This is a genomic window from Streptomyces sp. CAI-85 (assembly GCF_013363615.1).
GTDB classification, from domain to species: domain Bacteria; phylum Actinomycetota; class Actinomycetes; order Streptomycetales; family Streptomycetaceae; genus Streptomyces; species Streptomyces antibioticus_B.
Genome location: NZ_JAANNX010000008.1, coordinates 69,078 through 94,465, shown reverse-complemented (window position 1 = coordinate 94,465; position 25,388 = coordinate 69,078). Strand labels below are relative to the sequence as shown.

Annotated in this window: 24 protein-coding genes; 14 read left to right on the top strand and 10 right to left on the bottom strand. The window is 74.0% G+C overall.

All coding sequences use genetic code 11. The annotated features are described in order from the left end of the window. The first annotated feature begins 64 nt into the window (after window positions 1-64). The 5 genes from G6W55_RS13095 to mug all read left to right on the top strand — a co-directional run bounded on the left by G6W55_RS13095 (window position 65) and on the right by mug (window position 4,197). On the top strand, window positions 65-820 hold the full coding sequence (locus G6W55_RS13095) for a DUF6879 family protein (protein ID WP_175520996.1): 756 nt from the start codon (window positions 65-67) through the stop codon (window positions 818-820). 11 nt (window positions 821-831) lie between these two features. Beyond that, window positions 832-1,689 (top strand): helix-turn-helix transcriptional regulator, encoded by an 858-nt coding sequence (locus tag G6W55_RS13090; RefSeq protein WP_175520995.1) that lies wholly within the window; start codon window positions 832-834, stop codon window positions 1,687-1,689. Between the two features lie 121 nt (window positions 1,690-1,810). After that, window positions 1,811-2,110 (top strand): excalibur calcium-binding domain-containing protein, encoded by a 300-nt coding sequence (locus G6W55_RS39225; RefSeq protein WP_309243702.1) that lies wholly within the window; start codon window positions 1,811-1,813, stop codon window positions 2,108-2,110. Between the two features lie 96 nt (window positions 2,111-2,206). After that, window positions 2,207-3,649: an adenylosuccinate lyase gene (gene purB / locus G6W55_RS13080; RefSeq protein WP_030795663.1), complete on the top strand. Its 1,443-nt coding sequence runs from the start codon at window positions 2,207-2,209 to the stop codon at window positions 3,647-3,649. Continuing rightward, window positions 3,646-4,197 carry a G/U mismatch-specific DNA glycosylase gene (gene mug, locus G6W55_RS13075; RefSeq protein ID WP_175521119.1) on the top strand — a complete coding sequence of 184 codons (552 nt, stop codon included), beginning with the start codon at window positions 3,646-3,648 and terminating at the stop codon, window positions 4,195-4,197. Before purB ends, mug begins: the two co-directional genes overlap by 4 nt. Window positions 4,198-4,211: 14 nt before the next feature. Here the strand turns inward: mug and G6W55_RS13070 are convergent, their stop codons facing one another. The 3 genes from G6W55_RS13070 to G6W55_RS13060 form a co-directional block, all read right to left on the bottom strand. Beyond that, window positions 4,212-4,655, bottom strand: coding sequence for a hypothetical protein (locus G6W55_RS13070; protein WP_175520994.1), 444 nt, complete (start codon window positions 4,653-4,655; stop codon window positions 4,212-4,214). A gap of 88 nt (window positions 4,656-4,743) precedes the next feature. Further along, window positions 4,744-5,475, bottom strand: a complete 732-nt coding sequence (locus G6W55_RS13065; protein ID WP_175520993.1) for an ABC transporter permease — start codon at window positions 5,473-5,475, stop codon at window positions 4,744-4,746. 1 nt (window position 5,476) lies between these two features. Further along, window positions 5,477-6,397: an ATP-binding cassette domain-containing protein gene (locus tag G6W55_RS13060; RefSeq protein WP_175520992.1), complete on the bottom strand. Its 921-nt coding sequence runs from the start codon at window positions 6,395-6,397 to the stop codon at window positions 5,477-5,479. A gap of 108 nt (window positions 6,398-6,505) precedes the next feature. On the opposite strand from G6W55_RS13060, the gene G6W55_RS13055 reads away from it, so the two are divergent. The 3 genes from G6W55_RS13055 (at window position 6,506) to G6W55_RS13045 (ending at window position 9,620) form a co-directional block, all read left to right on the top strand. Next, on the top strand, window positions 6,506-7,672 hold the full coding sequence (locus tag G6W55_RS13055; RefSeq protein WP_175520991.1) for a sensor histidine kinase: 1,167 nt from the start codon (window positions 6,506-6,508) through the stop codon (window positions 7,670-7,672). A 14-nt stretch (window positions 7,673-7,686) separates the two neighbouring features. Next, complete coding sequence (locus G6W55_RS13050; RefSeq protein ID WP_175520990.1) at window positions 7,687-8,349, top strand: response regulator transcription factor; 663 nt, start codon at window positions 7,687-7,689, stop codon at window positions 8,347-8,349. 98 nt (window positions 8,350-8,447) lie between these two features. Further along, window positions 8,448-9,620, top strand: a complete 1,173-nt coding sequence (locus G6W55_RS13045; protein ID WP_175520989.1) for an ROK family transcriptional regulator — start codon at window positions 8,448-8,450, stop codon at window positions 9,618-9,620. A 159-nt stretch (window positions 9,621-9,779) separates the two neighbouring features. Here the strand turns inward: G6W55_RS13045 and G6W55_RS13040 are convergent, their stop codons facing one another. After that, entirely contained in the window at window positions 9,780-10,541 is a 762-nt protein-coding gene (locus G6W55_RS13040; RefSeq protein ID WP_175520988.1) for a GntR family transcriptional regulator, read from the bottom strand. A 325-nt stretch (window positions 10,542-10,866) separates the two neighbouring features. On the opposite strand from G6W55_RS13040, the gene G6W55_RS13035 reads away from it, so the two are divergent. Continuing rightward, window positions 10,867-11,697, top strand: coding sequence for an alpha/beta fold hydrolase (locus G6W55_RS13035; RefSeq protein WP_175520987.1), 831 nt, complete (start codon window positions 10,867-10,869; stop codon window positions 11,695-11,697). Window positions 11,698-11,777: 80 nt separating this feature from the next. On the opposite strand, the gene G6W55_RS13030 is transcribed toward G6W55_RS13035, so the two are convergent. Then, a complete protein-coding gene (locus tag G6W55_RS13030) occupies window positions 11,778-12,785 on the bottom strand; it encodes a DMT family transporter (protein ID WP_175520986.1) in 1,008 nt (335 codons plus the stop codon). Window positions 12,786-12,832: 47 nt separating this feature from the next. Here G6W55_RS13030 and G6W55_RS13025 point away from each other — a divergent pair, with 47 nt between their 5' ends. Continuing rightward, window positions 12,833-14,293, top strand: coding sequence for a PLP-dependent aminotransferase family protein (locus G6W55_RS13025; RefSeq protein WP_175520985.1), 1,461 nt, complete (start codon window positions 12,833-12,835; stop codon window positions 14,291-14,293). A 121-nt stretch (window positions 14,294-14,414) separates the two neighbouring features. Then, window positions 14,415-15,692: a GNAT family N-acetyltransferase gene (locus G6W55_RS13020; RefSeq protein ID WP_175520984.1), complete on the top strand. Its 1,278-nt coding sequence runs from the start codon at window positions 14,415-14,417 to the stop codon at window positions 15,690-15,692. Between the two features lie 49 nt (window positions 15,693-15,741). On the opposite strand, the gene G6W55_RS13015 is transcribed toward G6W55_RS13020, so the two are convergent. Further along, window positions 15,742-16,932: a PLP-dependent aspartate aminotransferase family protein gene (locus G6W55_RS13015; RefSeq protein WP_175520983.1), complete on the bottom strand. Its 1,191-nt coding sequence runs from the start codon at window positions 16,930-16,932 to the stop codon at window positions 15,742-15,744. A gap of 60 nt (window positions 16,933-16,992) precedes the next feature. Between G6W55_RS13015 and G6W55_RS13010 the strand changes: the two genes are divergently transcribed. Further along, on the top strand, window positions 16,993-17,520 hold the full coding sequence (locus G6W55_RS13010) for an Lrp/AsnC family transcriptional regulator (RefSeq protein WP_078632755.1): 528 nt from the start codon (window positions 16,993-16,995) through the stop codon (window positions 17,518-17,520). A 46-nt stretch (window positions 17,521-17,566) separates the two neighbouring features. Beyond that, window positions 17,567-19,258, top strand: a complete 1,692-nt coding sequence (locus tag G6W55_RS13005; protein WP_175520982.1) for a DUF885 domain-containing protein — start codon at window positions 17,567-17,569, stop codon at window positions 19,256-19,258. 33 nt (window positions 19,259-19,291) lie between these two features. Here G6W55_RS13005 and G6W55_RS13000 read toward each other — a convergent pair whose 3' ends face one another. Next, a complete protein-coding gene (locus G6W55_RS13000; protein ID WP_175520981.1) occupies window positions 19,292-19,777 on the bottom strand; it encodes a rhodanese-like domain-containing protein in 486 nt (161 codons plus the stop codon). Window positions 19,778-19,926: 149 nt separating this feature from the next. Here G6W55_RS13000 and G6W55_RS12995 point away from each other — a divergent pair, with 149 nt between their 5' ends. Continuing rightward, window positions 19,927-20,373: an Lrp/AsnC family transcriptional regulator gene (locus G6W55_RS12995; protein ID WP_085209593.1), complete on the top strand. Its 447-nt coding sequence runs from the start codon at window positions 19,927-19,929 to the stop codon at window positions 20,371-20,373. On the opposite strand, the gene G6W55_RS12990 is transcribed toward G6W55_RS12995, so the two are convergent. From G6W55_RS12990 to G6W55_RS12980, 3 genes are all read right to left on the bottom strand, one after another. Further along, a complete protein-coding gene (locus G6W55_RS12990) occupies window positions 20,370-23,357 on the bottom strand; it encodes an AAA family ATPase (protein WP_175520980.1) in 2,988 nt (995 codons plus the stop codon). The genes G6W55_RS12995 and G6W55_RS12990 overlap by 4 nt on opposite strands. Window positions 23,358-23,391: 34 nt before the next feature. After that, window positions 23,392-24,555, bottom strand: a complete 1,164-nt coding sequence (locus G6W55_RS12985) for an exonuclease SbcCD subunit D (protein ID WP_175520979.1) — start codon at window positions 24,553-24,555, stop codon at window positions 23,392-23,394. 199 nt (window positions 24,556-24,754) lie between these two features. Beyond that, window positions 24,755-25,381 (bottom strand): YigZ family protein, encoded by a 627-nt coding sequence (locus G6W55_RS12980; protein ID WP_175520978.1) that lies wholly within the window; start codon window positions 25,379-25,381, stop codon window positions 24,755-24,757. Between the last annotated feature and the right edge of the window lie 7 nt (window positions 25,382-25,388).

Below are 25,388 nucleotides of genomic sequence, written 5' to 3'. Positions count from 1 at the left end.
CGGCGTGGTCACCGGCCCGGACAGGATGAAGGAGACCAGGCCCCACACCCGAGGGAGGCAACTCATGGCACGACGGCTGCGGTTCACCGGCACCGACAGCAAGAACGGCGGGTGCCCGGCCCTGCACGAGGACGCCGACACCGGACAGGTCATCGTCCAAGGACCGCCGCTCACGGATCCCGAAGACCTGGCTCAGCTCCAGCACTTGGGGGCCGACGACGTCGCCGTGGTCGTCCCGCGGGAACTCCTCGTCCATCACGGCCCCAAGGAGACGCTCCGCGTGCCCGAGCTGATCGGGCCGGAGGAGTTCGGGCGGCTCTTCGAGACGTTCGAGCACTCGGCCTGGCACCTGGAGACCCGACGCGGCTACGCCTCGGACAGGGAAGACCCGTCGTACGCCGCGTTCCTGGAGACCGGCACTGCGGCGATGGATCTGGACAGCGACTGGTGCCGGAACATCATCCGGCAGACCGCCGCCGGCAAGTACGTCGGTCGGGTGAGGGTGGTCGACAACCCGCCCACGCAGGGGCAGTTGTTTCTACTCGACTACGCGCGCTGCAACGCAGCCACCGGCGAGGACGTCGGCAATCTGTGGCGCGCGGACGCGGACCGCGCACACGTACCCGCGGAGGACTTCTGGCTCTTCGACAGCCGCCTCGTCGCCGTCCTCCGGTTCGACGACGCCGACGTCTTCCACGACGTCGAGATCATCACGGAGCCCGCCGAGGTCCTGCGTTACTGCCAGATCCGCGACGCCGCGGTGCACCACGCCGTCCCGTACGACCGGTTCGCGGCGCAGTTGCGCGCCTCGCGAGGTTAGACGGCGTTCCGGTGAGCACAGACTTCCAGCAGGCCCGAGAGGCCCTCGGACTCCGGCTCCGGGAACTCAGGCTCTCAGCCCCTGGAGGCAGCCGGCTCACCGGCACGCAGCTCGCACAGCGGCTCGGCTGGCCGCATTCGAAGATCTACAAGCTGGAGAACGGCCGCCAGACCGCGACCGGTGAAGACCTCAAGGCATGGGCGGACGGGGTGGGTCAACCCGACGCCTACGACGAACTCCACGCCCGGCTCAAGGGATTCGAGTCCCGCATCCGCTCCTGGCGCCGCCAGCTTGCGGCCGGCCACCGGCCCGTACAGGACAGTTGGAACCTCGAGGTCTCCCGCTCCACGGTCATCCGCGCGTGGGAGGAGGCCGTGATCCCCGGCATGCTCCAGACCGCGGAGTACGCGCGGCACGTCTTTCTCCGCTACGCCGAACTCCAGGGCACGGTACGCGACACCGACGCAGCCGTCCGCGCCCGGCTCAAGAGGCAGGATTGGCTGTACGAGGGAGGCGGACGCACGTTCCACGCCCTCGTCTGGGAGGCGGCGCTCCATGCCCTGATCTGTCCTCCGGCCGTCCTTGTCGGCCAACTGGACCGCCTGATGGGCATGGTCGGCATGGACACCGTGGAGCTGGCGATCATCCCGCTCGGCGCCTCCCTCAGGATTCCCCCCGCCAACGGCTTCTGGATCCTGGACGAACGACTCGTCGTTGCCGAGGACTGGCACGCGGAGCTGTGGCTGGACGACGCCGAATCCACGACAACGTACCTGCGGGTCTGGAACACCCTGCGGGAGTCGGCGGTGCACGGCCCGGAAGCACAGAACGTCATCAGCCGCGCCCGCCGTGCCGTGAGCCCTCTGTGAGGTACCGGCCAGGCTGCAACAGTGGTCGAGGTGCGACCCGCTGACCCCGGTGTTCGGCGCGTCAGGAGAGGGGGACGAGGACCCGCAGCAGCCGTCGGTGTCGAGCGCGCCGACTCCGTCCGTGACGGAGACACCCGACATCACGGTTACTCCGTCGACCAGGACACCGGACCCGCCGACCGTCTCGGTCACCGTCACCGAGACCAAGACGGAAGAGGTTCCTGCGGCCGAAGTGCCGGAACAGCATTCCGCGGCGCCCAGGCCGCCGAGTACGCCCGCCCTCTCCGACGTGTACTACGAGAACCGTGACGAGGCGCGTTCGGCCGGTGTCGCTCCGTTGCATCGCCGGGAGCCCGGCTACGGACCGCATCTGGACCGTGACGGTGACGGCGTCGCGTGTGAGCCCTATCTGGGGAGGTGAGGATCTGCGTCTTTGCCGGTGTGGGCCCCGTCTCGTAGCTTCCGCCGAAGGGGTCGCGGCGCGGGGCTGCATGTTTCGCCAGTAGAATCCGGTCACGTGACTTCTGCGCCCGTCAAGCCCCGTATCCCCAACGTCCTCGCCGGACGGTATGCCTCCGCCGAGTTGGCCACGCTCTGGTCGCCCGAGCAGAAGGTGAGGCTGGAGCGTCGGCTCTGGCTTGCCGTGCTGCGGGCTCAGCGCGACCTCGGGATCGAGGTGCCGGACGCGGCGATCGCCGATTACGAGCGTGTCCTGGACACCGTCGACCTGGTCTCCATCGCCGAGCGCGAGAAGGTGACGCGGCACGACGTGAAGGCGCGGATCGAGGAGTTCAACGATCTCGCCGGGCACGAGCAGGTCCACAAGGGCATGACGTCCCGCGACCTCACGGAGAACGTCGAGCAGCTCCAGGTCCGGCTGTCGCTGGAGCTGGTCCGTGACCGCACGGTGGCGGTGCTGGCGCGGCTCGGCAAGCTGGCCGGGGAGTACGGCGAGCTGGTCATGGCCGGCCGGTCGCACAACGTGGCCGCGCAGGCCACCACCCTCGGGAAGCGGTTCGCCACGGCCGCCGACGAGCTGCTGGTGGCCTACCAGCGCGTCGAGGAGCTGCTCGGGCGGTATCCGCTGCGCGGGATCAAGGGGCCTGTCGGTACCGCGCAGGACATGCTCGACCTGCTCGGCGGCGACGCGGACAAGCTCGCCGAGCTGGAGGCGCGGATCGCCGATCATCTCGGGTTTTCGCAGGCGTTCACGTCCGTCGGCCAGGTCTATCCGCGCTCGCTCGACTATGAAGTCGTCACCGCGCTCGTGCAGCTCGCGGCCGCGCCCTCCTCGCTGGCCAAGACGATCCGGCTGATGGCCGGGCACGAGCTGGTGACCGAGGGCTTCAAGCCGGGCCAGGTCGGTTCGTCGGCGATGCCGCACAAGATGAACACCCGCTCCTGCGAGCGCGTCAACGGCCTCATGGTCATCCTGCGCGGGTACGCCTCGATGACCGGCGAGCTGGCCGGCGACCAGTGGAACGAGGGCGACGTGTCCTGCTCGGTGGTGCGCCGGGTCGCGCTGCCGGACGCGTTCTTCGCGCTGGACGGCCTGCTGGAGACGTTCCTGACGGTGCTCGACGAGTTCGGCGCGTTCCCGGCGGTCGTGGCGCGTGAGCTGGACCGTTACCTGCCGTTCCTCGCCACCACCAAGGTGCTGATGGGTGCGGTGCGCGCCGGTGTGGGCCGCGAGGTCGCGCACGAGGCGATCAAGGAGAACGCCGTCGCCTCCGCGCTGGCCATGCGCGAGCAGGGCGCCGAGCGCAACGAGCTGCTGGACAAGCTGGCCGCCGACGAGCGGCTGCCGCTCGACCGGGCCCAGCTCGACGCGCTGATGGCCGACAAGCTGTCCTTCACCGGTGCCGCGTCCGCCCAGGTCGCCACCGTGGTCGCGCGGATCGAGGAGATCGTCAAGCAGCGCCCGGAGGCGGCCGGTTACACCCCCGGGGCGATCCTCTGACGCGGTTCACCCCCGCCGAGCTGGAGGCCGCCCGCGACCGTCTCGTACCGGACGTCGTCGCGGGCGGTCTGCGCGTGCTGTTCTGCGGGATCAACCCGGGCCTGATGACGGCGGCCACCGGCCACCACTTCGCCCGCCCGGGCAACCGCTTCTGGCCCGTGCTGCACCTCTCCGGCTTCACGCCGAGGCAACTGAAGCCGGCGGAGCAGGCGGAGCTGCTGTCCTACGGACTCGGCATCACCAACGTCGTCGCCCGGGCGACCGCGCGCGCCGACGAGCTGTCCGCCGAGGAGTACCGGGAGGGCGGGCGGCTGCTCGCCGACAAGGTCGTACGGCTGCGGCCCCGCTGGCTGGCCGTGGTCGGCGTGACCGCCTACCGGGCCGCCTTCGGGGAGCGCGGGGCCGCGGTGGGGCCGCAGGAGCGGGTCTTCGGGGACACGCGCGTGTGGGTGCTGCCCAACCCCAGCGGGCTCAATGCGCACTGGACGGCGGCGACCATGGCGGAGGAGTTCGCGCGGCTGCGTGCGGCGGCCGGGGACGAGGGCTGACGCCCCGCGCGCGCTCAGGGCGGGTCGGTCTCCGTGGCGAGCGCGAGGAGTTCGAACGGCAGCTCGCGGTCCCACTGCGAGACGCCCAGAGCGACCCAGCGGGGCGTGTCCGGGTGCCGCCACAGGTGGACGTCCGGCACGTGCTGAGCGAGCCAGTCCCAGGGCTCGGGTATGTCCTCGCCCTCCATCGAGCGCTCCAGGACGCTCGCGAGGCTGATGACGTGCGGCGGGCCCCAGCGGTCCGTCAGCCGCTCCGACAGGCCGTCCCGGTCGGCCTCGTACTGGTCGACCGTCTCCTCCCAGGCCGTGCCGTCGTCCTCCCAGAAGTCACGGCTCATCTGTAAGGCGGCGGCAAGCCATCCGGGGCCGCCCGGACCCACGTCGGTCCTGCCGTACTCCGCGGGGAACTCCCGGGTGCACAGCAGGTCGACGGTGGCGAGGCAGCGCGTGATGTCCATGCGTTCCAGTAAACCCGGCGCCACTGACAATTGGCGTGGCGTCAGCCCCCTCGGCCCCTCCGAGGCAGACCCCAAGCCCACCGAGCAGTCAGGCGTCCCGGTGCCGCAGCCGCCACCCGCCCGCGAGGATCACCCCGGCCGTCCACAGCGCGGTCACGGCCAGCCCCGACCACGGCCCCAACGGCCCCTCGTACGACGCGTGCAGCGCCACCTGCCCCGCCCGGTCCGGCAGATACGCGACGGCGCCGCCCGCCGCGTCGCCGATCACGAACGACACCACGAGGATGAACGGGATCAGCAGCGACAGCGCGCCCACCCCGCTGCGCAGCAGGGCCGCGAGACCGGCCGCGAGCAGTGCCATCAGCGTGAGGTAGATCCCGCAGCCCACGACCCCGCGCGCCTGTCCGGCCACGCTGAGGCTGTCCGCCGCCTCGCCGAGTCCCGCGCGGGCGACGACGAGCGAGGCGCACGCGGTGACCAGTCCGACGGCCAGCACGGGTACGGCGACGGCGGTCAGCTTGGCGGCGAACCACCGGCCCCGGCGCGGCACCGCGGCGAGGGAGAGCCGCAGCGCGCCGGAGTGGAACTCCGCGGACACGGCCAGGGCGCCGAAGGAGATCGCCGCGATCTGGCCGGGCATCACACCGGACAGGGCCGTGTACAGCGGGTCGAAGCCGGGCTCCCCCGTCTCGGAGGGGTCCGCGCTCGCGAGCGCCGAGAACGCCGTCGTCGCGGCGAACAGCGCGAGCAGCGCGCCGAGGAGCGAGCGCAGGGTGCGGATCTTCAGCCACTCGGAGTGGAGGGCGGGTACGAACGTCATGTCATGCCTCCTGGGGCTGTGCCGTGAACTCGGCCTCGGCGGACGTCAGATCGAGGTAGGCCCGTTCCAGCGTGGCCTCCTCCGCGGCCAGTTCGAGGACGGGCACGCGCGCGGCGGACAGCAGGCGTCCGATGTCGTCCACGCGCGCGTGGTCCACCAGCCAGTGCCCCTGCTCATGCTCCAGGGCGTCGTGTCCGCCCGCCGTTAGGGCCTGCCGGAGGGCGGCGGGGTCCGTGGTGCGGATCCGGACGCGGGGCCGTACACGCGCGTGGATGAACTCCCGCATCGGGGTGTCGGCCAGGAGCCGTCCGCGGCCCAGGACCACCAAGTGGTCGGCGAAGGACGCGGTCTCGTTCATGAGGTGGCTGGAGACCAGGACCGCGCGCCCCTCCCCCGCGAGCCGGCGCAGCAGCCCGCGGATCCAGACGATGCCCTCCGGGTCGAGGCCGTTGGAGGGTTCGTCCAGCATCACCACCGCCGGGTCGCCGAGCAGGGCGGCCGCGATGCCGAGCCGCTGGCGCATGCCCAGGGAGTACGTGCGTACCCGGTGCCGGGCGACCGCCGCGAGGCCGGTGGCCTCCAGCACCTCGTCGACCCGGCGGGGCGCGATGCGGTTCGCGGCGGCCAGCGTCCGCAGATGGTCGCGGGCCGTGCGGGAGCCGTGGGCGGCCTGGGCGTCGAGCAGGGCGCCGACGTGCCGCAGGGGTTCGGTGAGGGTGGCGTAGGCGCGGCCGTCGAGGGTGGCGGTGCCGGAGGTCGGCCGGTCGAGGCCGAGCACCAGCCGCATGGTCGTGGACTTTCCGGCGCCGTTGGGGCCGAGGAAGCCGGTGACGCGGCCGGGCAGGACGTCGAAGGTGAGGTCGTCCACGGCGCGCCGGGTGCCGTACTCCTTGGTGAGGGCGCGGACTTCGATGCTGGTCATGGCAGGAGCATGGCCGGGCGGGCGGGTCCGGGGCCTCCCCCGCGGGTGGAGATCGTCTCCCCCGGGCGGGGGAGGCCGGCTGTCGGTGGCGGCTGGCACGATGGCGGGATGGTCCGCATCCTGCGCCCGTTCGGCCGGGCGGTGACGTACACCCGGTGGCTGCACCTCTTCATGGCCTGTGTGTGGCCCGCCCTGTGGTACCTCGTCGACAGCACGCGCATGTACATGACGGCCGTGCTGCTGGTGCCCGTCGGACTCGTGCCCCCGATGCGGGTCGCGGAGGGCGTGCAGGCGCGGCTGCTGCTGACCGGACACCGGCAGGACGGCGGCCCGGACCCGGGGATCGTGGTGACGCCCTCGGCGACCTGGGCGGACCGCGGCCGGACCGTGCTCTGGCTGGAGACCCGGCTGCTCCTCGGCGGTACCGTCGCCTTCCTCACCATCCAACTGCCCATGCTCACCGAGGATCTGCTGCGCACCTCCCGGGGCGGCGGCGCGGACCCGTCCACGTTCGTCCAACTCCCCGGCCACCACTGGTGGTACGCGCTGCTCGCGCCGCTCCCCCCGATCGCGCTGGCCGCGGTCGTGGTCGGCGCGGGAGAGCTGATCAGCGTCGCGGCCGGGCATCTGCTGGGCCCCTCCCCCGGCGAGCGGCTCGCGGCGCTGGAGGAGCGCACGGAGCGGCTTCTGGAGCGCAACCGCATCGCCCGCGAGCTGCACGACTCCATCGGGCACGCGTTGACGGTCGCCGTCGTCCAGGCGGGCGCCGCGCGGGCGGCGGGCGATCCGGCGTTCACGGAGCGGGCGTTGGACGCGATCGAGGAGACGGGGCGGGCGGCGCTGGAGGATCTGGAACGGGTGCTGGGCGTCCTGCGCGAGTCGGAGCGGCCGGTGAGCGGGCGGCCCACGCTGGCCGACGCGGACCGGCTGCTGGAGTCCGCGCGGGCCTCGGGGGCGAAGGTCGACGCGGAGCTGACGGGGCCGCTGGAGACCGTGCCGGGGCCGGTGTCACGCGAGGGCTACCGCATCCTCCAGGAGTCGCTGACGAACGTGCTGCGGCACGCGGGCGCCGTGCCCGTGCGGGTGCGCGTCGAGGTCGACGGCGGGTCGCTCGGCCTGGAGGTCCGCAATCCGCTGACCGCCGGGGCACCCGACGCGGGCCGGGGCAGCGGGCTGCGCGGGATACGGGAGCGCGCGGCCCTGCTCGGCGGGCACGCGCGTACGGGGCCGTACGAAGGGGACTGGCGGGTGCGGGTCGACCTGCCGTTGCGCTGATCTAGGCTGGGCGGATGCCGGTCACCGTCCTGCTCGTCGACGACGAACCCCTGGTCCGCGCGGGGCTGCGGGCCGTGCTGGAGGCACAGCCCGACATCGAGGTCGTCGGCGAGGCGGCCGACGGGGCGGCGGTGATCCCGCTGGTGCGGCAACTGCGGCCCGACGTGGTCGCCATGGACGTCCGCATGCCGCTGATGGACGGCATCGAGGCCACGCGCGCGGTGCTGCGCTCGGTGGCCGACCCGCCGCGGATCGTCGTCGTGACGACGTTCGAGAACGACGAGTACGTGTACGACGCGCTGCGGGCGGGCGCCGCCGGGTTCCTGCTGAAGCGGGCGCGGCCCGCGGAGATCGTGCACGCGGTACGGCTGGTCGCGGCGGGCGAGTCGCTGCTGTTCCCGGCGTCGGTGCGGCGGATGGCCGCCGACTACGGCGACCGGGGCGGCAACGCGGCGGCCCGGGACACGCTGGAGCGGGCCCGGCTGACCGACCGGGAGGCCGAGGTGCTGCGGCTGATGACGCGCGGTCTGTCCAACGCGGAGATCGCCCGGCGGCTGGTCGTGGGCACGGAGACGGTCAAGTCGCATGTGAGCGCGGTGCTGGCGAAACTCGGCGCGCGGGACCGCACCCAGGCGGTGATCCTGGCGTACGAGTCGGGGTTCGTGGCGCCCGGTTGAGCACCCGCCGATGCCGGGGTGTGTGATTCCGCACTCGCCGGGGTGCCCCGCGCCGAGTACGATCCGCCCAACACGCGCACGAGCTGGAAGGACGGACGGTGGGTCGGCTGACCGGCGGGGATCCCTCGCTGCTGCGAAGGATCAACTCCGCGGTGGTACTGCACGCGCTGCGTGCCACGGACTGCGCCACGCTGACGGAGATCACCCGGGTGACCGGCCTGTCCCGGCCGACCGTCGAGGGCGTGGTCGAGGACCTGATCACGGCGGGGCTCGTGGTCGAGACGGCGGCCGACGAGAGTGTCGCCCGGCGGCAGGGGCGGCCCGCGCGGAGGTTTCGGTTCCGGGCCGAGGCCGGCCATCTGCTGGGCCTCGAGATCGGACCGCACCGGGTGGCGGCGCTGCTGGCCGACCTGGACGGCCGGGTGCTGGGCGCGCAGGCCAAGGACGTCGACGAGACGGCGTCGGCGGACGAGCGGCTGGAGCGGCTGCGCACCGCCGTCGCCGAGCTGCTGCGGCGGGCGGGTGTGCCGCGCAGTTCGCTGCGGGCGGTGGGCGTCGCGACGCCAGGCATCGTCGAGGCGGACGGGACGATACGGCTGAGCACCGCGCTGCCGGAGTGGACGGGGCTGCGCCTCGGCGAGCGGCTGAGCCGCTCCTTCAAGTGCCCGGTGCTGGTGGAGAACGACGCCAACGCGGCGGCCGTCGCCGAGCACTGGAAGGGTTCCGCGACCGAGTCCGACGACGTGGTGTTCGTCCTCGCCGGACTCAGCCCGGGCGCCGGCTCGCTGATCGGCGGACGGCTGCACCGGGGGTACGGCGGGGCGGCCGGGGAGATCGGCGCGCTGCACCTGCTGGGCCGGGGCGTGACGCCGGAGACGCTCCTGTCGACCACCGACGAGCCGTTGCACCCGCTGGACGAGCAGGCGGTGGCCGCGGTGTTCGCGCAGGCCCGCCAGGGCGACCAGCGGGCCCGGGCGGCCGTGGACCGCTTCCTCCAGCGGCTCGTCCACGACGTGGCCGCGCTGGTGCTGGCCCTCGACCCCGAACTCGTCGTGATCGGCGGCTGGGCGGCCGGTCTGGACGGCGTACTGGAGCCGCTGCGGCGGGAGTTGGCGCGTTATTGCCTGCGCCCGCCGAAGGTGGTGCTGTCCCTGCTCGGCGAGGCGGCCGTGGCGACGGGCGCGCTGCGGCTGGCCCTCGACCACGTCGAGGAGCAACTCTTCGCGGTGGAGGGGACGGTGACGGGCCGCTCCACGGTGGGGCAGGTGTGAGGCCGCCGTTTCACCGCGGGGCCCCGCGCCCCGCGCCGCGCCCCGGGAATGCCGGGGCGCGCTGCCCGCGCACCACATGAGCGTGCGCACCGTGCGCGGGCCGGGCCGCCGCGGTGACGCGCGTAGCGGCCGGTCGGGGCCGTCGGAGGCCCGCCCGGGTCAGGACGCCTGGCGTTCCGGGCCGTGGTGTATCTCCACGCCTCCTGACGCGCCGAAGGTGAGGCGGCAGGTGTCGGCGCGGTAGGTCGCCACCGACAGGGCGGCGGTGCGGCCCGCGGCGAAGAAGCGGGTGGTGACGACGAGGACGGGCGCGCCGGGCAGCCGGTCGAGTTCCTTCGCGTCGTCCGCGCGGGCCGAGCCAAGCTCCACGGCGCGGTCCTGGGTGTCGAGCGGAAGGCGCTGGAGTTCGCGCAGCACCGCACGCGCGCGTGCGGCCTGGTTCGCGGTGTCGATCGCGGACAGGTCGGGCACCGAGGCGTGCGGCACGTAGAGCAGTTCGGCGGCGACCGGCTGGCCGTGCGAGACACGGGAGCGCCGCACGATGTGCACGCTCTGCTCGCGCGGGATCTCCAGCGCCGTCGCGACGGTCGACGGCGGCACCGCGTCGGTGCTGTCCACGGCCCGCCAGGCGTCGTCGCCGCCCCCCGGCCACGCCTGCTGTCCGGTGCCGACGGCGACCCCCACGCGCGGCGGCGCCACGGTCGTGCCGACCCCCCGGCGGCGCTGGAGACGGCCTTCCAGTTCGAGCTGCTCCAGGGCCTGACGGAGCGTCGCGCGCGCGACGCCGAAGCGGGCGGCCAGCTCACGCTCGTTCGGCAGGATCTCGCCGACCGTGAACTCGGAGTCGAGCGCCTCGCTGAGCACGGTCTTGAGATGCCAGTACTTCGGTTCCGGTACCGATTCCAGATGCGTGGTCCCCACCCTGTCCTCCGCATTCCCCGTGGTCCGGCGGCGTTTTCACGCCCTTGTTTATTAAAGGTTGTTGTACTTCTCTGCGACGATAGGGCGGCCCCCACCCTTGGTCAAGACCAATCCTCACCCCCGCGCGGGCCGCCGGGCGCGGTGACGGCGAGGTTTCACGGCCCGTTCGTACAGACCCGGTTTCGTGACGTCGCGGCAAACCTCCCGTCGCGAAAGACCCGGAAAGAGAAGGCGGGGTGACTTTCCGAAGGGGCTACCCGCGAGTAGCAATTGCTGACAAGCTGTCTCGGGCGTCCGCCCCCACGTCCAGCCGAGGAGCATCCGCATGTCCGCCACCGTCTCCTTCCCGGTGCCCGCCCCCAGCGGCCCACAGACCGTCACGGTCTCGTACACGCGCGTGGGCGCGGGTGAGCCGCTGCTCCTGCTGCACGGTATCGGTCACCACCGGCAGGCATGGGACCCCGTGGTGGACATTCTGGCCACCGAGCGGGACGTGATCGCGGTCGATCTGCCGGGCTTCGGCGTCTCCCCGGCCCTGCCCGACGGACTGGCCTACGACCTGCCGACGACGACCGCCGTCTTCGACGCGTTCTGCCAGGCCCTGGACCTGGACCGGCCGCACGCGGCGGGCAATTCGCTGGGCGGTCTGCTGGCCCTGGAACTGGGCCGGGAGAAGCTGGTGCGGTCCGTCACCGCGCTGTCCCCGGCCGGGTTCTGGTCCGAGGCGGAGCGCCGGTACGCGTTCGGCATCCTGCTGACCATGCGCAGGATCTCCCGCCGGATGCCGCTGCCGATGGTCGAGCGGCTGGCCCGGTCGGCGGCCGGGCGCGCGGCGCTGACCAGCACCATCTACGCCCGCCCGGCGCGCCGTTCACCGGACGCCGTGGTCGCCGAGACGCTGGCGCTGGCCGGGGCCACCGGCTTCGACCAGACCCTGCGGGCCGGCGGCTCCGTGCTGTTCACCGACGACGTCCCGGACATCCCGGTGACCGTCGGCTGGGGCACCCGTGACTGGCTGCTCGTACGCCGCCAGGGCGTCCGCGCCAAGCGGGTCATCCCGCGCGCCCGTCTGGTACGGCTGCCCGGCTGCGGTCACTGCCCCATGAACGACGACCCGGCGCTGGTCGCGCGCGTGATCCTCGACGGCAGCCGCTGAGGTCCGGCGCCCGGTGGAGGCGCCGCGGTCACGGGGTTACCGGGAGCCCGGCGCCCGGTGAAGGCGCCGCGGTCACCGGGTTACCGGGTGCCGTCGGCGGTCTCCACCCGGGCCGCCGGACCGCGCTCCGATCCGGCCTGATCTTTTCCCGTCCGCTCCGGATCCGTCTGCTCCGGAGCGGACGTCTTGTATGCAACTCCCCCGGCACGCACAGCGCCTTGATGACCCGTCAGCGCTCCCCACACCACTCCCGCACCCACCAGCGCGCTGCCCACGGCCTGGGCGGGCCCGTAGGAACCGGTGCCGACCAGCGGGGCGGTGCAGGCGGCGGCGACGGGGATCAGGCCGGAGAAGAGCGTGGCCCGTTCCGCGCCGAGCCGCTGCATGCCCATGTACCAGCACACGAAGCCGACGACGGTGACCACCACCGCCTGCCACAGCAGCGCGGCACCCTCCGCCGCGTCCGGCATCCGCAGCCACCCGCCGCCGTCGGCCAGGAGGCCCACCGCGGCCGACTCGGCGGCCGCGAGACCGCACACCGTGGCCGACAGCAGCCGCGGGCCCAGCGGCCGCAGCACGGGGACGGCGAGCACCGCGAAGCCGACCTCCCCCGCCAACGCGCAGAAGGAATAGGCGAGTCCGGCGCCGTCGGTCCTCCCCCACCCCTGCACCACACAGGCACCCACCGCCACGAGCCCGGCCCCGAACAGGACCGTGCGGCGCGGCCGCCGCCCTTCCAACAGCGGGACCACGACCGCCACGACGACCGGCGCGCAGCCCACCAGGACCCCGGGTACGGCGGGTTCGGCCGAGCGCTCGGCGGCCAGGACCGCCAGATTGAAGCCGACCATCCCGACCGCCGCCAGCAGCGCGAGCCGCCCCCACTGCCGGGCCGTGAGCGCGCGCAGCCGGTCCAGGGCGCCGGCGCCCGTCAGCGGGACGAGGAGCAGACAGGCGAGGCCGTACCGGAGGAACTGGCCACCCGCGTACGGATAGTCGCCGAGCACGCTGTTGGCGGTGAAGGAGGCGCCGACGAGGACGCAGGCGAGCGCGGCGAGCAGGGAGCCGCGCGTGGTGGTGGCGTTCATGAGGACGACGCTAGGAAGAGCGGCGGTCCGGTCTAAGGTCCACTTCCATGACGTCATCGGGGACCAATCCGAACGGAACGAGCGGACCGCCCCCCTTCTCGGCCGCCTGGGAGGTGCTGCTGCCGGCCGCCGCCGCGCCGGCCCGCTCGCGGGGGCGGGCGTTGCAGGGCGCGCTGCGGGACGCGGTGCGGTCGGGGCGGCTCGCGCCGGGCACCCGGCTGCCGTCCAGCCGGGATCTCGCCACCGACCTGGGAGTGTCGCGGGGGCTGGTCACGGAGGCGTACGAGCAGCTCACGGCCGAGGGCTATCTGCGCAGCGGCCGGGGCGCCGGGACCTGGGTGGGCGGCGCGGTGCGGGCGGTCCCCGCACGCGCGCGTGACCTGGCGCCCCGGGTCCCGGGTGCGGCGGCCGACTTCGTGCCGGGCACCCCGGATCTGGCGCTGTTCCCGCGCACCGCCTGGACGGCCGCGCAGCGGGGCGTGCTGGCCGAACTGCCGCACGCCGACCTGGGATACCCCGATCCGCGCGGGCTGCCCCGGCTGCGCACCGCGCTCGCCGCGCTGCTCGCCCGGCGGCGGGGCGTGGTCGCCGACCCCGAACGGCTGGTGATCGTCTCCGGGGTCGCGCAGGCGATGGCGCTGCTGGGGCTCGCGATGCGGGCGCGCGGCTGGGACACGGTCGGCGTCGAGGACCCGGGGAGCCCGCAGCACGGCGACCTGTACGCGGCGGCGGGCGTCACCGCCGTACCCCTGCCGCTCGACGGGGACGGGCTGGCGCTCGGGCCGTTGCGGGGGTCGGGGGTGCGGGCGGTGGTGGTGACGCCGGCGCACCAGTTCCCGACCGGGATCGCCTACTCGGCGCGGCGGCGTGCCGAACTCCTGGACTGGGCACGGTCGGTGGACGGTTTCGTGCTGGAGGACGACTACGACGGCGACTTCCGCTACGACCGGGCGCCGGTCGGCGCGCTCCAGGGACTGGACCCGGAGCGGGTGGTGTACACGGGGTCGGTCAGCAAGTCGCTGGCGCCGGGGCTGCGGCTGGGCTGGATGCTGGTGCCCGAGGCGCTGGCGGAGAAGGTCGTGGAGCGCAAGCGGACGCTGGACCTCGGCCATCCGACGCTGGACCAGGCGCTGTTCGCGCGATTCGTGGAACGCGGCGACCACGACCGGCAGTTGCGCCGCTGCCAGCGGGCGTACCGGGAACGGCGGGACACGCTCGTGACCGCGCTCGGGAAGCACTTCCCGGGGGCGCGGGTGACGGGGATCGCGGCGGGTCTGCACGTCATCGCGGAGCTTCCGCCGCGCCACGGGCCGCAGGCGGAGTTCCTGGCGCGGGCCACGGCGGCCGGGGTGCGGGTGCGGGCACTGACCGAGTACACGCACGCGCGTAACGAGGACACGAGCCCGGTCGAGGGCGGGGTGCGGCTGGTCCTGGGGTACGCCCATCTGCCGCCGACGCGGATCCGGGACGGGGTGCGGGTACTGGCGCGGGCGGTCGGCGCGGAGTGACCCTGTTTCTCTTTCAGTAAAATAATCAACAATACGGACAATTACATCCTTTACCCATCGGTCACACATCGTTCGTGATCACGCAACACCCTTCCTTCACAGTGGTTGCATGACTCGAGACATGACTGACACGCGGGGCGCGAAACACGGGCACCCCGTCCACCACTGGCTGCGCGACCTCGTGAAGTGGGCACGCCGCCACGGACACGCGCCGCCGACAAGTGATACCGGCGCCCGGCCGCCCTCCCCCGAGGAGCAGGCCGGGCCGTCCGCGCTTCCGGGCCGGGCAGGCGGCGGGAGCACGCTGTGGCGGATGCGGACCACCGTGCGGGACGAACCGGGGGCCCTGGCCGCGCTGTGCACGGCGCTGGCCGGCCACCGGGTGGACATCCTGAGCCTCCAGACGCATCCGCTGGGCGCGGACACGGTGGACGAGTTCCTGCTGCGCGCGCCCGGCGCGCTCGGCGCCGACGAGATCACCCGGGCCGTGTCACTGGCGGGCGGGTCGGACACCTGGATCGAGCGGGCCGACGCCCACGATCTGGTGGACGCCCCCACCCGGGTGCTGGGCCTGGCCACCCGCACCGCGCTGGACGCGGCGGAACTTCCGCTCGCGCTGCGGCAGTTGCTGGGCCGGTGCACGATCCGTTCGCTGCCCGCCAAGCCCGCGGGAGGCGGCCGGGGACCGGCCGGGGTGCCCGTGGAAGGGGTGCTGGAGGACACCGTGATGCGGCTGCGGGCGCCGGAGGGCGGTGTGATCACCGTGGAGCGGCCGTATCTGCCGTTCACCCCGACCGAGTTCGCCCGCGCGCGTGCCCTGGTGGAGCTGGACGCGCGGCTCGGCCCGCGCGTGCCGGGCGGCCAGGACGTGCTGACACTGCCCGAGGGCAACGACATCACCGTGCGCCGGGCCGACACGGGCGATCTGGCGGCGGCCCGGGAGATGCACGAGCGGTGCTCGCCGCGCACCCTCGGCATGCGCTACCACGGGCCCGTCGGGGACGCCGACCGCTATCTGAACCACCTGCTCAGCCCCCGCTTCGGCCGTACGCTCGCCGTGCAGACGACGTCCGGCCGGATCGTCGGACTCGGCCATCTGCTGTGGGACGGCGACGAGACCGAGGTCGCGCTGCTCGTCGAGGACGAGTGGCAGCGGCGCGGCATCGGCGCCGGGCTGCTCGACCGGCTGGTGGCGATGGCCGTCGAGGCGGGCTGCGAGAGCGTGTACGCGGTGACGCAGTCCTCCAACACCGGCATGGTCGCCGCCATGCGCGGGCTCGGTCTGCCGCTCGACTACCAGATCGAGGAGGGCACCCTCGTGATCACCGCCCGCCTGGACCGCGCGACGGCCCGGACGGAATCGTCCGCGGCGCTCGGCGAACGGGTCGGCCGCGACTGACGGCATGTGCACCGCGTGGGGCCCGGCGAGATGATCGCCGGGCCCTCTCTCACGCCTTCACGGCCACGGCGCCGAGCGCGCCACGCAGGTCCCGCCACAGGTCGTCGACGTCCTCAAGCCCCACCGACAGCCGCAGCAGCCGGTCGCTCACGCCCGCGCCCCGGCGCTCGTCCGCGTCCACGATGCGGTGGCTGATGGACGCCGGGTGCTGGATCAGGGTGTCGACGCTGCCCAGGCTGACGGCCGGGGTGATCAGCCGGACGCCGGCGATCACCTCGTGCGGATCGCCGTGCACCTCGAAGGCGACCATCGCGCCGCCGATCCGCGGATAGTGCACGCGCGCCACCCGCGGGTCGTCGGCCAGCCGCCGGGCCAGTTCGGCGGCGCTCGCGGAGGCGGCCCGGACCCGCACCGGGAGGGTGGCGAGGCCGCGCAGCAGCAGATAGCCGGCGAGCGGATGCAGCACCCCGCCGGTCGCGAACCGCACCTGCCGCAGCCGCCCGGCGAACTCCTCGTCGCAGGCCACCACCCCGGCCAGGACGTCCCCGTGGCCGCCGAGGTACTTGGTGGCACTGTGCAGCACCAGGCGCGCGCCCTGCTCGGCGGGCCGCTGGAGCACCGGGGTGGCGAAGGTGTTGTCGACCAGCAGCGGCACCGAGCCGCAGGCGTGGGCGACGGCCCGCAGATCGACCTCGGCGAGCGTCGGGTTCGCCGGCGACTCGACCAGCACCAGCCCGGTGTCCGGGCGCAGCGCGTCCGCGATCCCGGCCGGGTCGGTCCAGGTGACCTCCGAGCCGAGCAGCCCGGCCGTCAGCAGATGGTCGCTGCACCCGTACAGGGGCCGTACCGCCACGACGTGCCGCAGACCCATGGCGGCGCGGGCGAGGAGGACCGCGCTCAGCGCCGCCATGCCGCTGGCGAACGCCACCGCGCTCTCGGTGCCCTCCAGGCGGGCGAGGGCCGTCTCGAACCGGGCGACCGTCGGATTGCCCAGCCGCCCGTAGACCGGCGGGCCGTCCGGCTCGGCGCCGGTCGCGGCGAACGCGTCGATCCGGGCGGCCTCGGCGCGGCTGTCGTACGAGGGATAGGTGGTGGACAGATCGATCGGCGGGGCGTGCAGGCCCTGCCGGGCCAGATCGTCCCGGCCGGCGTGCACGGCCTCGGTGGCCAGGGCACGGGGCGGCGTCGCTGACGGACGTACGTCGTCGTACGTGGAGGTGCTCGCTGCGGCTGAGTCCATGCACCGCAGGGTGAACACCGGACGGGTCACTTCATTCGAACACCGTGCTACGTTCGGCCGATGGCCGAATCTGTCGTACTGGACCCGGTGGACCTCCAGCTCCTGCGGCTCCTTCAGAACGACGCCCGGACGACCTACCGCGATCTGGCGGCCCAGGTCGGCGTGGCGCCGTCCACCTGTCTGGACCGGGTGACGCGGCTGCGCCGCTCGGGCGTGATCCTCGGGCATCAGCTCCGACTGGATCCGGCCAAGCTCGGGCGCGGGCTCCAGGCGCTGCTGTCCGTGCAGGTCAGACCGCACAGGAGGGAGCTGGTCGGGCCGTTCGTGGAGCGCATACGGGCGCTTCCGGAGGCGCTGAGCGTCTTCCATCTCACCGGGCCCGACGACTATCTCGTGCATGTCGCCGTCGCGGACATGGCGGATCTGCAACGGCTGGTGCTCGACGAGTTCACGGCCCGGCGCGAGGTGGCCCGGGTGGAGACCCGGCTGATCTTCCAGCAGTGGGAGTGCGGCCCCCTGCTGCCGCCCGGCCCGCCGCAGCCGCCCGGCCCTCCGGCGCCACCCGCGCCTTCCGGACAGACTCCCTGAAAGACGCCGGTGACGTGCGCGGTCCCGCCGTACGAAGATGGTGTGCATGCCACAGACCACCAGCCCGCTGCCCCGTGAGGTCGCCGACGCCTACGTCGACGATCTCATCGCCCTCGACCCGGTCACCGGCACCTTCCTCGGGGTGCCGGAGAGTTCGAGCCGGCTGCCCGACTACTCCCCCGCAGGCCAGGAGGCGCTCGCCCGGCTCGCCCGGGACACCCTGACGAAGCTGGCCGAGGCCGAACGGCGGCCCGGCGCGGACAGTGACATCGAGCGCCGGTGCGCACGCCTGCTGCGCGAGCGCCTCACCGCCGAACTCGCCGTGCACGACGCCGACGAGGGGCTGCGCTCGGTCGGCAACATGTCCACGCCCGCGCACCAGGTGCGCGAGGTGTTCACCGTGACGCCCAACCGGACCGACGCCGACTGGGCCGCCATCGCCGAGCGGCTGCGCGCGGTGCCCACCGCGCTGGCCGGCTACCGGGAGTCACTGGAACTCGGCCTGGAACGCAAGCTGTACGCCGCGCCGCGCCCCACGGCCACCTTCGTCGGCCAGCTCACCGAGTGGTCGGACCCGGAGGGCACCGGCCGCGGCTGGTTCGAGGACTTCGTCGCACCCGGCCCGGCGCCCCTGCGCGCCGAACTGGAGGAGGCGGCCCGCGCGGCGACCGCGGCCGTGGTGGAACTGCGGGACTGGCTGCGCGACGTGTACACGCCGACCGTGCAGGACGCGCCGGACACCGTCGGCCGGGAGCGCTACGCCCGCTGGTCGCGCTACTTCAACGGCACCGACCTCGACCTGGACGAGGCGTACGCCTACGGCTGGTCGGAGTACCGCCGGCTGCTCGGCGCGATGCGCGAGGAGGCCGAGAAGGTCCTGCCGGGCGCGGCCACGCCCTGGGTGGCGCTGGCCCACCTCGACGAGCACGGCCGGCACATCGACGGCGTCGACGAGGTCCGCGACTGGCTCCAGGGCCTGATGGACCGGGCGATCGAGGCGCTGGACGGCACCCACTTCGAACTCGCCGAGCGGGTACGGAAGGTGGAGTCGCGCATCGCCCCCGCGGGCAGCGCCGCGGCCCCCTACTACACGCCCCCGTCGGAGGACTTCTCCCGGCCGGGCCGCACCTGGCTGCCGACCATGGGGCAGACCCGGTTCCCGGTCTACGACCTCGTCTCGACCTGGTACCACGAGGGCGTCCCCGGTCACCATCTCCAGCTCGCCCAGTGGACGCACGTCGCCGGGAACCTCTCCCGCTACCAGGCCACCGTGGGCGGGGTCAGCGCCAACGCGGAGGGCTGGGCGCTGTACGCGGAGCGCCTGATGGACGAACTGGGCTTCCTCACCGACCCGGAGGAGCGGCTCGGCTATCTCGACGCGCAGATGATGCGCGCGGTCCGCGTCATCGTCGACATCGGCATGCACCTGGAGCTGGAGATCCCGGCGGACTCGCCGTTCCACCCCGGGGAGCGCTGGACGCCGGAGCTGGCACAGGAGTTCTTCGGCGCGCACAGCAGCCGCCCTGCGGACTTCGTGGAGAGCGAGCTGACCCGCTACCTGAGCATCCCCGGCCAGGCGATCGGCTACAAGCTCGGCGAACGCGCCTGGCTGCTGGGCCGGGAGCGGGCCCGCGAGCGCCACGGCGACGCCTTCGACCTCAAGTCCTGGCACATGGCGGCCCTTTCACAGGGCTCGCTGGGCCTGGACGACCTGGTGGACGAACTGGCCGCGCTCTAGGGCGTGTCGGGGCGGTGGCGCCCTCCCGGACCGTCAACAGCCGCAGTCGGCCCCGTCGTTCACCGGCGCGGTCAGCGGGTCGGCGGGGCGCCGGTCACCGCCCTCCCAGGTCTCGTACGCGAAGCCCTCGCGCACCCAGTACTCGAAGCCGCCGAGCATCTCCTTGACCCGGTAGCCGAGTTCGGCGAGCGCGAGGGCGGCGCGGGCGGCGCCGTTGCAGCCGGGGCCCCAGCAGTACGTCACCACCGGGACGTCCTTGTCGAGGAGGGCCTCGGCCTGCTCGGGGATGAGCGCCGTGGGCAGATGGACCGCACCGGGGACATGGCCCTGGTCCCAGGAGTCGGTGGAGCGGGAGTCCAGGACGACGAACCCGGGGTCGCCACCGGCGGCGAGCGCCCCGGCCACGTCGGAGACGTCGGCGTGGAAGACGAGGCTCGCGCGGAAGTAGGTGGCGGCTTCGGCGGGGGCGGCGGGGGCGACGCGGAGGACGGGGTTCGGGGTGGTGGGGGCGGTGGTCATCGTGGGCGGTGCCCTCTCTGTGCGGATGCGGCGGACGCGGCGGATGCGGCGGATGCCCAGAAATCTACGGCCGGTGATCCGTCCCGCTGAAGGGGAATTCCCCGGCCCCATCCTTGCCCCACCGGGGATTCCCCTGCTATTTCTCGTCTATGACCGCGTATTCCCCGGACGCCACCGACTGGCGCATCCTGGAGGTCCTCCAGCGTGAGGGCCGGGCCAGCTTCGCCGAGCTGGCGCGGGCCGTGTCGATGTCGGCGAGCGCCGTGACCGAGCGGGTGCGCAGGCTGGAGGAGGCCGGCGTGATCCAGGGGTACGCGGCCGTGGTGGACCCCGAGCGGCTGGGCCTGCCGATCCTGGCGTTCGTGCGGCTGCGCTACCCCAACGGCCACTACAAGCCGTTCCACGACCTGGTGGCCGTCACGCCGGAGATCCTGGAGGCGCACCATGTGACGGGCGACGACTGCTTCGTGATCAAGGTCGCCGCCCGCTCGATGCGCCACCTGGAGGAGGTCTCGGGCAAGATCGGCACCCTGGGGTCCGTCACGACGAGCGTCGTCTACTCGTCACCACTCCCCCGACGGCCTCTTGGCCGCTAGCTCCGCTGGCGCAGCGTCGACCCCGAGCGGCCCTTCACGATCTCCAACTGGGCGTGGACGCGGCGCCGCAGGTCGGCGACATGGCTGACGATGCCGACGCTGCGGTCGCGTTCGCGCAGGGAGTCGAGCACGTCGAGCACCTCGTCCAGGGTCTGTTCGTCCAGGCTGCCGAACCCCTCGTCGATGAAGAGGGTGTCGAGGCGGACCCCGCCCGCCTCGTCGGTGACCACGTCGGCGAGGCCGAGCGCGAGGGCGAGCGAGGCGAAGAAGGTCTCGCCGCCGGACAGGGTCGCGGTGTCGCGCTCCCGCCCGGTCCAGGCGTCCACGACGTGCAGCCCGAGCCCGCTGCGGCCGCGTCCGGCCCGGTCGTCGGAGTGCACCAGCGTGTAGCGGCCGGACGACATCCGCTGGAGCCGTGCGGTCGCGGCGGCCGCCACCTGTTCGAGCCGGGCCGCGAGGACGTACGCCTCCAGCCGCATCTTGCGCTCGTTGTCGGCGGAGGTGCCCGCGGTGAGCCCGGCGAGGCGGGCGACCCGGTCGTACTCGTCGCGGAGCGGCGCGAGCCGTCGTACGCCGTCGGCGGCGCGCGCGGAGAGCTGGTCGAGTTCGGCGCAGCGGCGGGCGGCGGCGTCCTGGGCGGAGGACGCCCGGCGGAGCCGTTCGGCGGCCTCGGCGGCGGTCCGTTCGGCCGTGGCGAGGTCGGCGGGCGGCCGCTGGGCGGCGGCCACGGTGTCGGGTTCGGCGAGGACCGCGCGGACGGCCGCCTCCTCGGACTGCCAGGCGTCCAGGCGCCGTTGCAGCTCGCGGTGGGCGGTGTCGTCGAGGAGGGCGTCGGCGGCGGCCCGGGGAGTGTCGAACCCGGCGCGGAAGGCGGCCTCGTCCAGGCGTCCGTCGGCGTCCTTCAGACGTGCGGCGCTCTCCTCGGCGGCCCGGGCGCCGTCGGCGGCGGCGGTGAGCAGCCGGACCTGCCGCTCCAACTGCTCGGCCCGCGCGGCCACACTGTGCGCGGCACCCCTGGCCCGCGCCAACTCCTCCTCCAGCGCGGCCCGTTCGCTGTCCAGCCGCTCGCGGTGTCCGACCCGGGAGGCGGCGCGGACGGCGGCGTCGCGCTGGGCGGCCGTGCGGCGCTCGTGCTCCTGCTCGGCGGCGCGCAGTTCCTCGCGCGCGGCGTGCAGCGCACCGGCCTCGCGGCGCGCCTCCTCGTGGTCGCGCTCCAGCTCCCCGGCCTCGGCGGCGAGCGTCTCGGCGGGGGTGTCACCGGCCTCCGCGACGGCGGCGGCCAACTCCCGTTCCACGTCGGCGAGTCGCCGCAGCTCCCCGCCGTGCGTCTCGGCGGCGTCCTGCTGGGCGGCGAGGGCCCGGTCCTCGGCCTCACGGTCGATGTGCCCCGCGTCCTTGCGGGCCGGGGCGGGGTGCTCCGTGGCGCCGCAGACGGCGCACGGCGCCCCGTCGCTGAGACGGGCGGCGAGTTCGGCGGCGATGCCGTCGAGCCGCTGTTCCTTGAGCTCCAGCCAGTGGGCACGGGCGTCGAGGGCCCGCTGTGCGGCGGCGCGGACGCGTGCGCGGGCCGTCTCGGCCTCGCCGGTGAGCCGGTCGCGCAGCCGGGCGGCCCGCAGCCGCCGCTGGGCGGGCTCGATCCCCACGGCCAGGCGCTCGGCGCGGGCGGCGGCCTCCTGCGCGGACTCGATCCGCTCCCGGAGCGCGGTACGCGTGGCGTCCCAGCCCGCGAGCCAGCTCCCGGCCTCGGTCAGGACGTCGTCGTCGGCCCGCTCCTGCCGGTCCAACCGCGCGCGTTCGTCGGTGAGTTCGGCCAATCGGCGTTCACCGCGCCGGGCCGACTCCAGTCCGCCCAGTTCCTCGGCGGCCCGGCGTGCGGCGGCGGCCAGTCCTGCGGCGCCGGCCTCGGCGAACCGCTCCGGCAGGGCGGCACGCGCGCGTGCCTCGGTCTCGGCGGCCCGCCGGTGCTCGGCGTCGGCGGCGTCCCGCAGGTCCAGCGCCGGTGCCACGGCCTCCGCCTTGCGCCCCCGCTCCAGCCGGGTCCGCGCCGCCTGATGCTCTCCGGCCCGCTCCTCCAGCCGCCGGGCCCGCCCCTTCGCCTCCTCGAACCGCCCCTGCAACCGGGCGAGTTCGCGTACGTCGTCCAGGGCGCGGTCGGCGGCGGCCTGGGCGGACGCGGCGGCGAGGCGGCCGCACTCGGCGACCGTCAGCCGTTCACGGGCGGTACTGCGGGCCAGAGCGGCGGCGGTGAGCACGGCGTCGGCCAACCCCGGCTCCCCGGGGGCCAGTTCGGGCAGCTCCATGGTGTCGCCCGCCGCCTGCTGCATCCGGTGGGCGTCGGCGAGCAGCGCGGCGTCGCCCTCCCGTACGCGTGCCTCGGCGGCGCGGCGGCGCTCCACGAGCCGCTTCTCCACCTCGGCGAACCGCCGGGTGTCGAAGAGCCGGCCCAGCAGCCGCCCGCGGGCCTCGGCGTCGGCGCGCAGGAAGCGGGCGAAGTCGCCCTGCGGCAACAGCACGACCTGGCAGAACTGCTCGCGGCTCATGCCGAGCAGTTGGGTGATCTCCTCGCCGATCTCCTGGTGGGAGCGGCTGAGGTCCTTCCAGACGCCGCCCACCGGGTCGTACTCGCGCAGCCAGGTCTGGGCCTTGTCGACCGTGACGCCCGTGCCGCGTTTCTTGGGCCGCTCGTGGGGCGGCCGGCGGGTGATCTCCAGCCGGCGTCCGGCAACCGTGAGATCGAGGGTGACCTCGGTGCGGACGCCGGGGGCGGCGTGGTCGCTGCGCAGGGTGAGGCCCTGGCCGTTCTGGCGGGCGCCAGGGACGGAGCCGTAGAGCGCGTAGCAGACGGCGTCCAGGACGGAGGTCTTCCCGGCGCCGGTCGGGCCGTGCAGGAGGAAGAGCCCGGCGGCGGACAGCTCGTCGAAGTCGACGCTCTGCGGGCCGCCGAAGGGCCCGAAGGCGGTGAGGTCGAGCCGGTGCAGCCTCATCGGTCGCCTCCCACGTTTTCGTCGCCGGGGTGGGTCACCGGGCCACCTCGCGTACGGTCTCGTCCGCGCGGACCGCGTCGAAGGCGTCGCGCAGGACACCCCGCTCGCGGGCGTCGGGTCCGGCGCCGCGGACATGGGCCACGAAGTCCTCGGCGATCTCCTGGTCGTCGCGTCCGGCGAGGCGGCGGGCGTACGACACGTCGGGGTCGTCCGGGGCGCGTTGCGGGTCGAAGACCAGGCTGAGGGTGTGCGGGAAGCGGTCGGTGAGCCGGGCCATGGGGTCGGCGGGGCGGACGGCGTCGGTGAGCGTCGCCTCCACCCAGGCGTCCTCGTGCACGGCGAGCGCCGGGTCGGCGAGCAGGTCGTCCAGGGTGCCGCGGATCCGGGCGAGGGCGCGCGGCACCGGGCAGTCGATCCGCTCGGCGGTCAGGGAGCCGTCGCCCGCGAGGTCGATCAGCCACATGGTCTTGCGGTGCGCGGCCTCGGAGAAGGAGTACGGCAGCGGGGAGCCGGAGTAGCGGACGCGGTCGGTGAGGGTCTGGCAGCCGTGCAGATGGCCGAGGGCCACGTAGTCGACGCCGTCGAAGACCCCGGCGGGCACGGCGGCGACCCCGCCGACCGTGATGTCGCGCTCGCTGTCGCTGGGCTCGCCGCCGGTGACGAAGGCATGGGCGAGGACGACCGAGCGGGTGCCCGGCGTGCGGCGCGCGAGGTCGGCGCGGACCCGGTCCATGGCCGCCGCGAGCACGCTCTCGTGGCCGGCCTTCTCGACCCCGAACTCGTCCTTCACCAGGGCGGGTTCGAGATACGGCAGACCGTAGAAGGCGACGTCGCCGTGGGCGTCGGCGAGGACCACCGGGGTGCCGGCGGCCGCGGGGTCGGTGCGCAGATGGATGCCGGCGCGGTCGATGAGTCCCGCTCCGACGCCGAGCCGGCGGGCGGAGTCGTGGTTCCCGGAGATCATCACGGTCGGCACGCCGAGCGCGGCGAGCCGGTGCAGGGCGTCGTCGAACAGCTCGACGGCGGCGAGGGGCGGTACGGCACGGTCGTAGACGTCGCCCGAGACGACCACGGCGTCGACCTCGCGCTCGCGCACGGTGGTGACGAGCCGGCCGATGAACTCGGCCTGGGCGCCGAGCATGCCGACGCGGTGGAAGGCGCGGCCGAGGTGCCAGTCGGAGGTGTGCAGCAGTCTCACGCGACAAGGCTCCGAGGTCTCACGAAATCGCTCCGCCCCCGCATGTGGCTCCCCCTCGTTCCCGCCCGTGACGTCCCTGCCGTGCCGTGCGGTCCCGGCCGGCGGCAACCACCACGCTAACGCCTGCCGGCCCCACGACGGTCACGAGATCGGCAACACGTGGCCCGCTTCCCGCACGGCGCCGTGCTCCGGTACGGCCTCACGCGTCGCCGTACGCCTCCCCGCCCAGCGTGAACTCCGCCGTCCCGGCGGTCGCGTCGGCGAGCCAGGAGCGGAAGGCGTCCACGTCGGCGTCGGGCAGGCCGATCTCGATGGTGACCGCCTCGCCGTAACGGACGTCACGCACTTCGCGGCCGGTGGCCCGCAGATCGTTCTGGATCTTGCCGGCGCGCTGGTGGTCGACGGTGACGGTGGCGAGGCGGAAGCGGCGGCGGGTGAGCGTGCCGAGGGTGTCGAGAGCCTCACCGACGGCTCCGCCGTAGGCGCGGATCAGACCGCCGGCGCCGAGCTTGATGCCGCCGTAGTAGCGGGTGACGACGGCGACGGCGTAGCGCATGTCGCGGCGCAGCAGCATCTGGAGCATCGGGACGCCCGCGGTGCCGCCGGGTTCGCCGTCGTCGCTGGCCTTCTGGACGGAGGCGTCGGCGCCGATGACGTACGCCCAGCAGTTGTGGGTGGCGTCGGAGTGCCGCTTGCGGACCTCGGCGATGAACTCCTGGGCCTCCCGCTCGGTGGCCGCCGGGGCGAGCGCGCACAGGAAGCGGGAGCGGTTGACCTCGGTCTCGTGCACACCCGCGCGGGCCACGGTGCGGTACTCGTCCTGCATCCGGTCA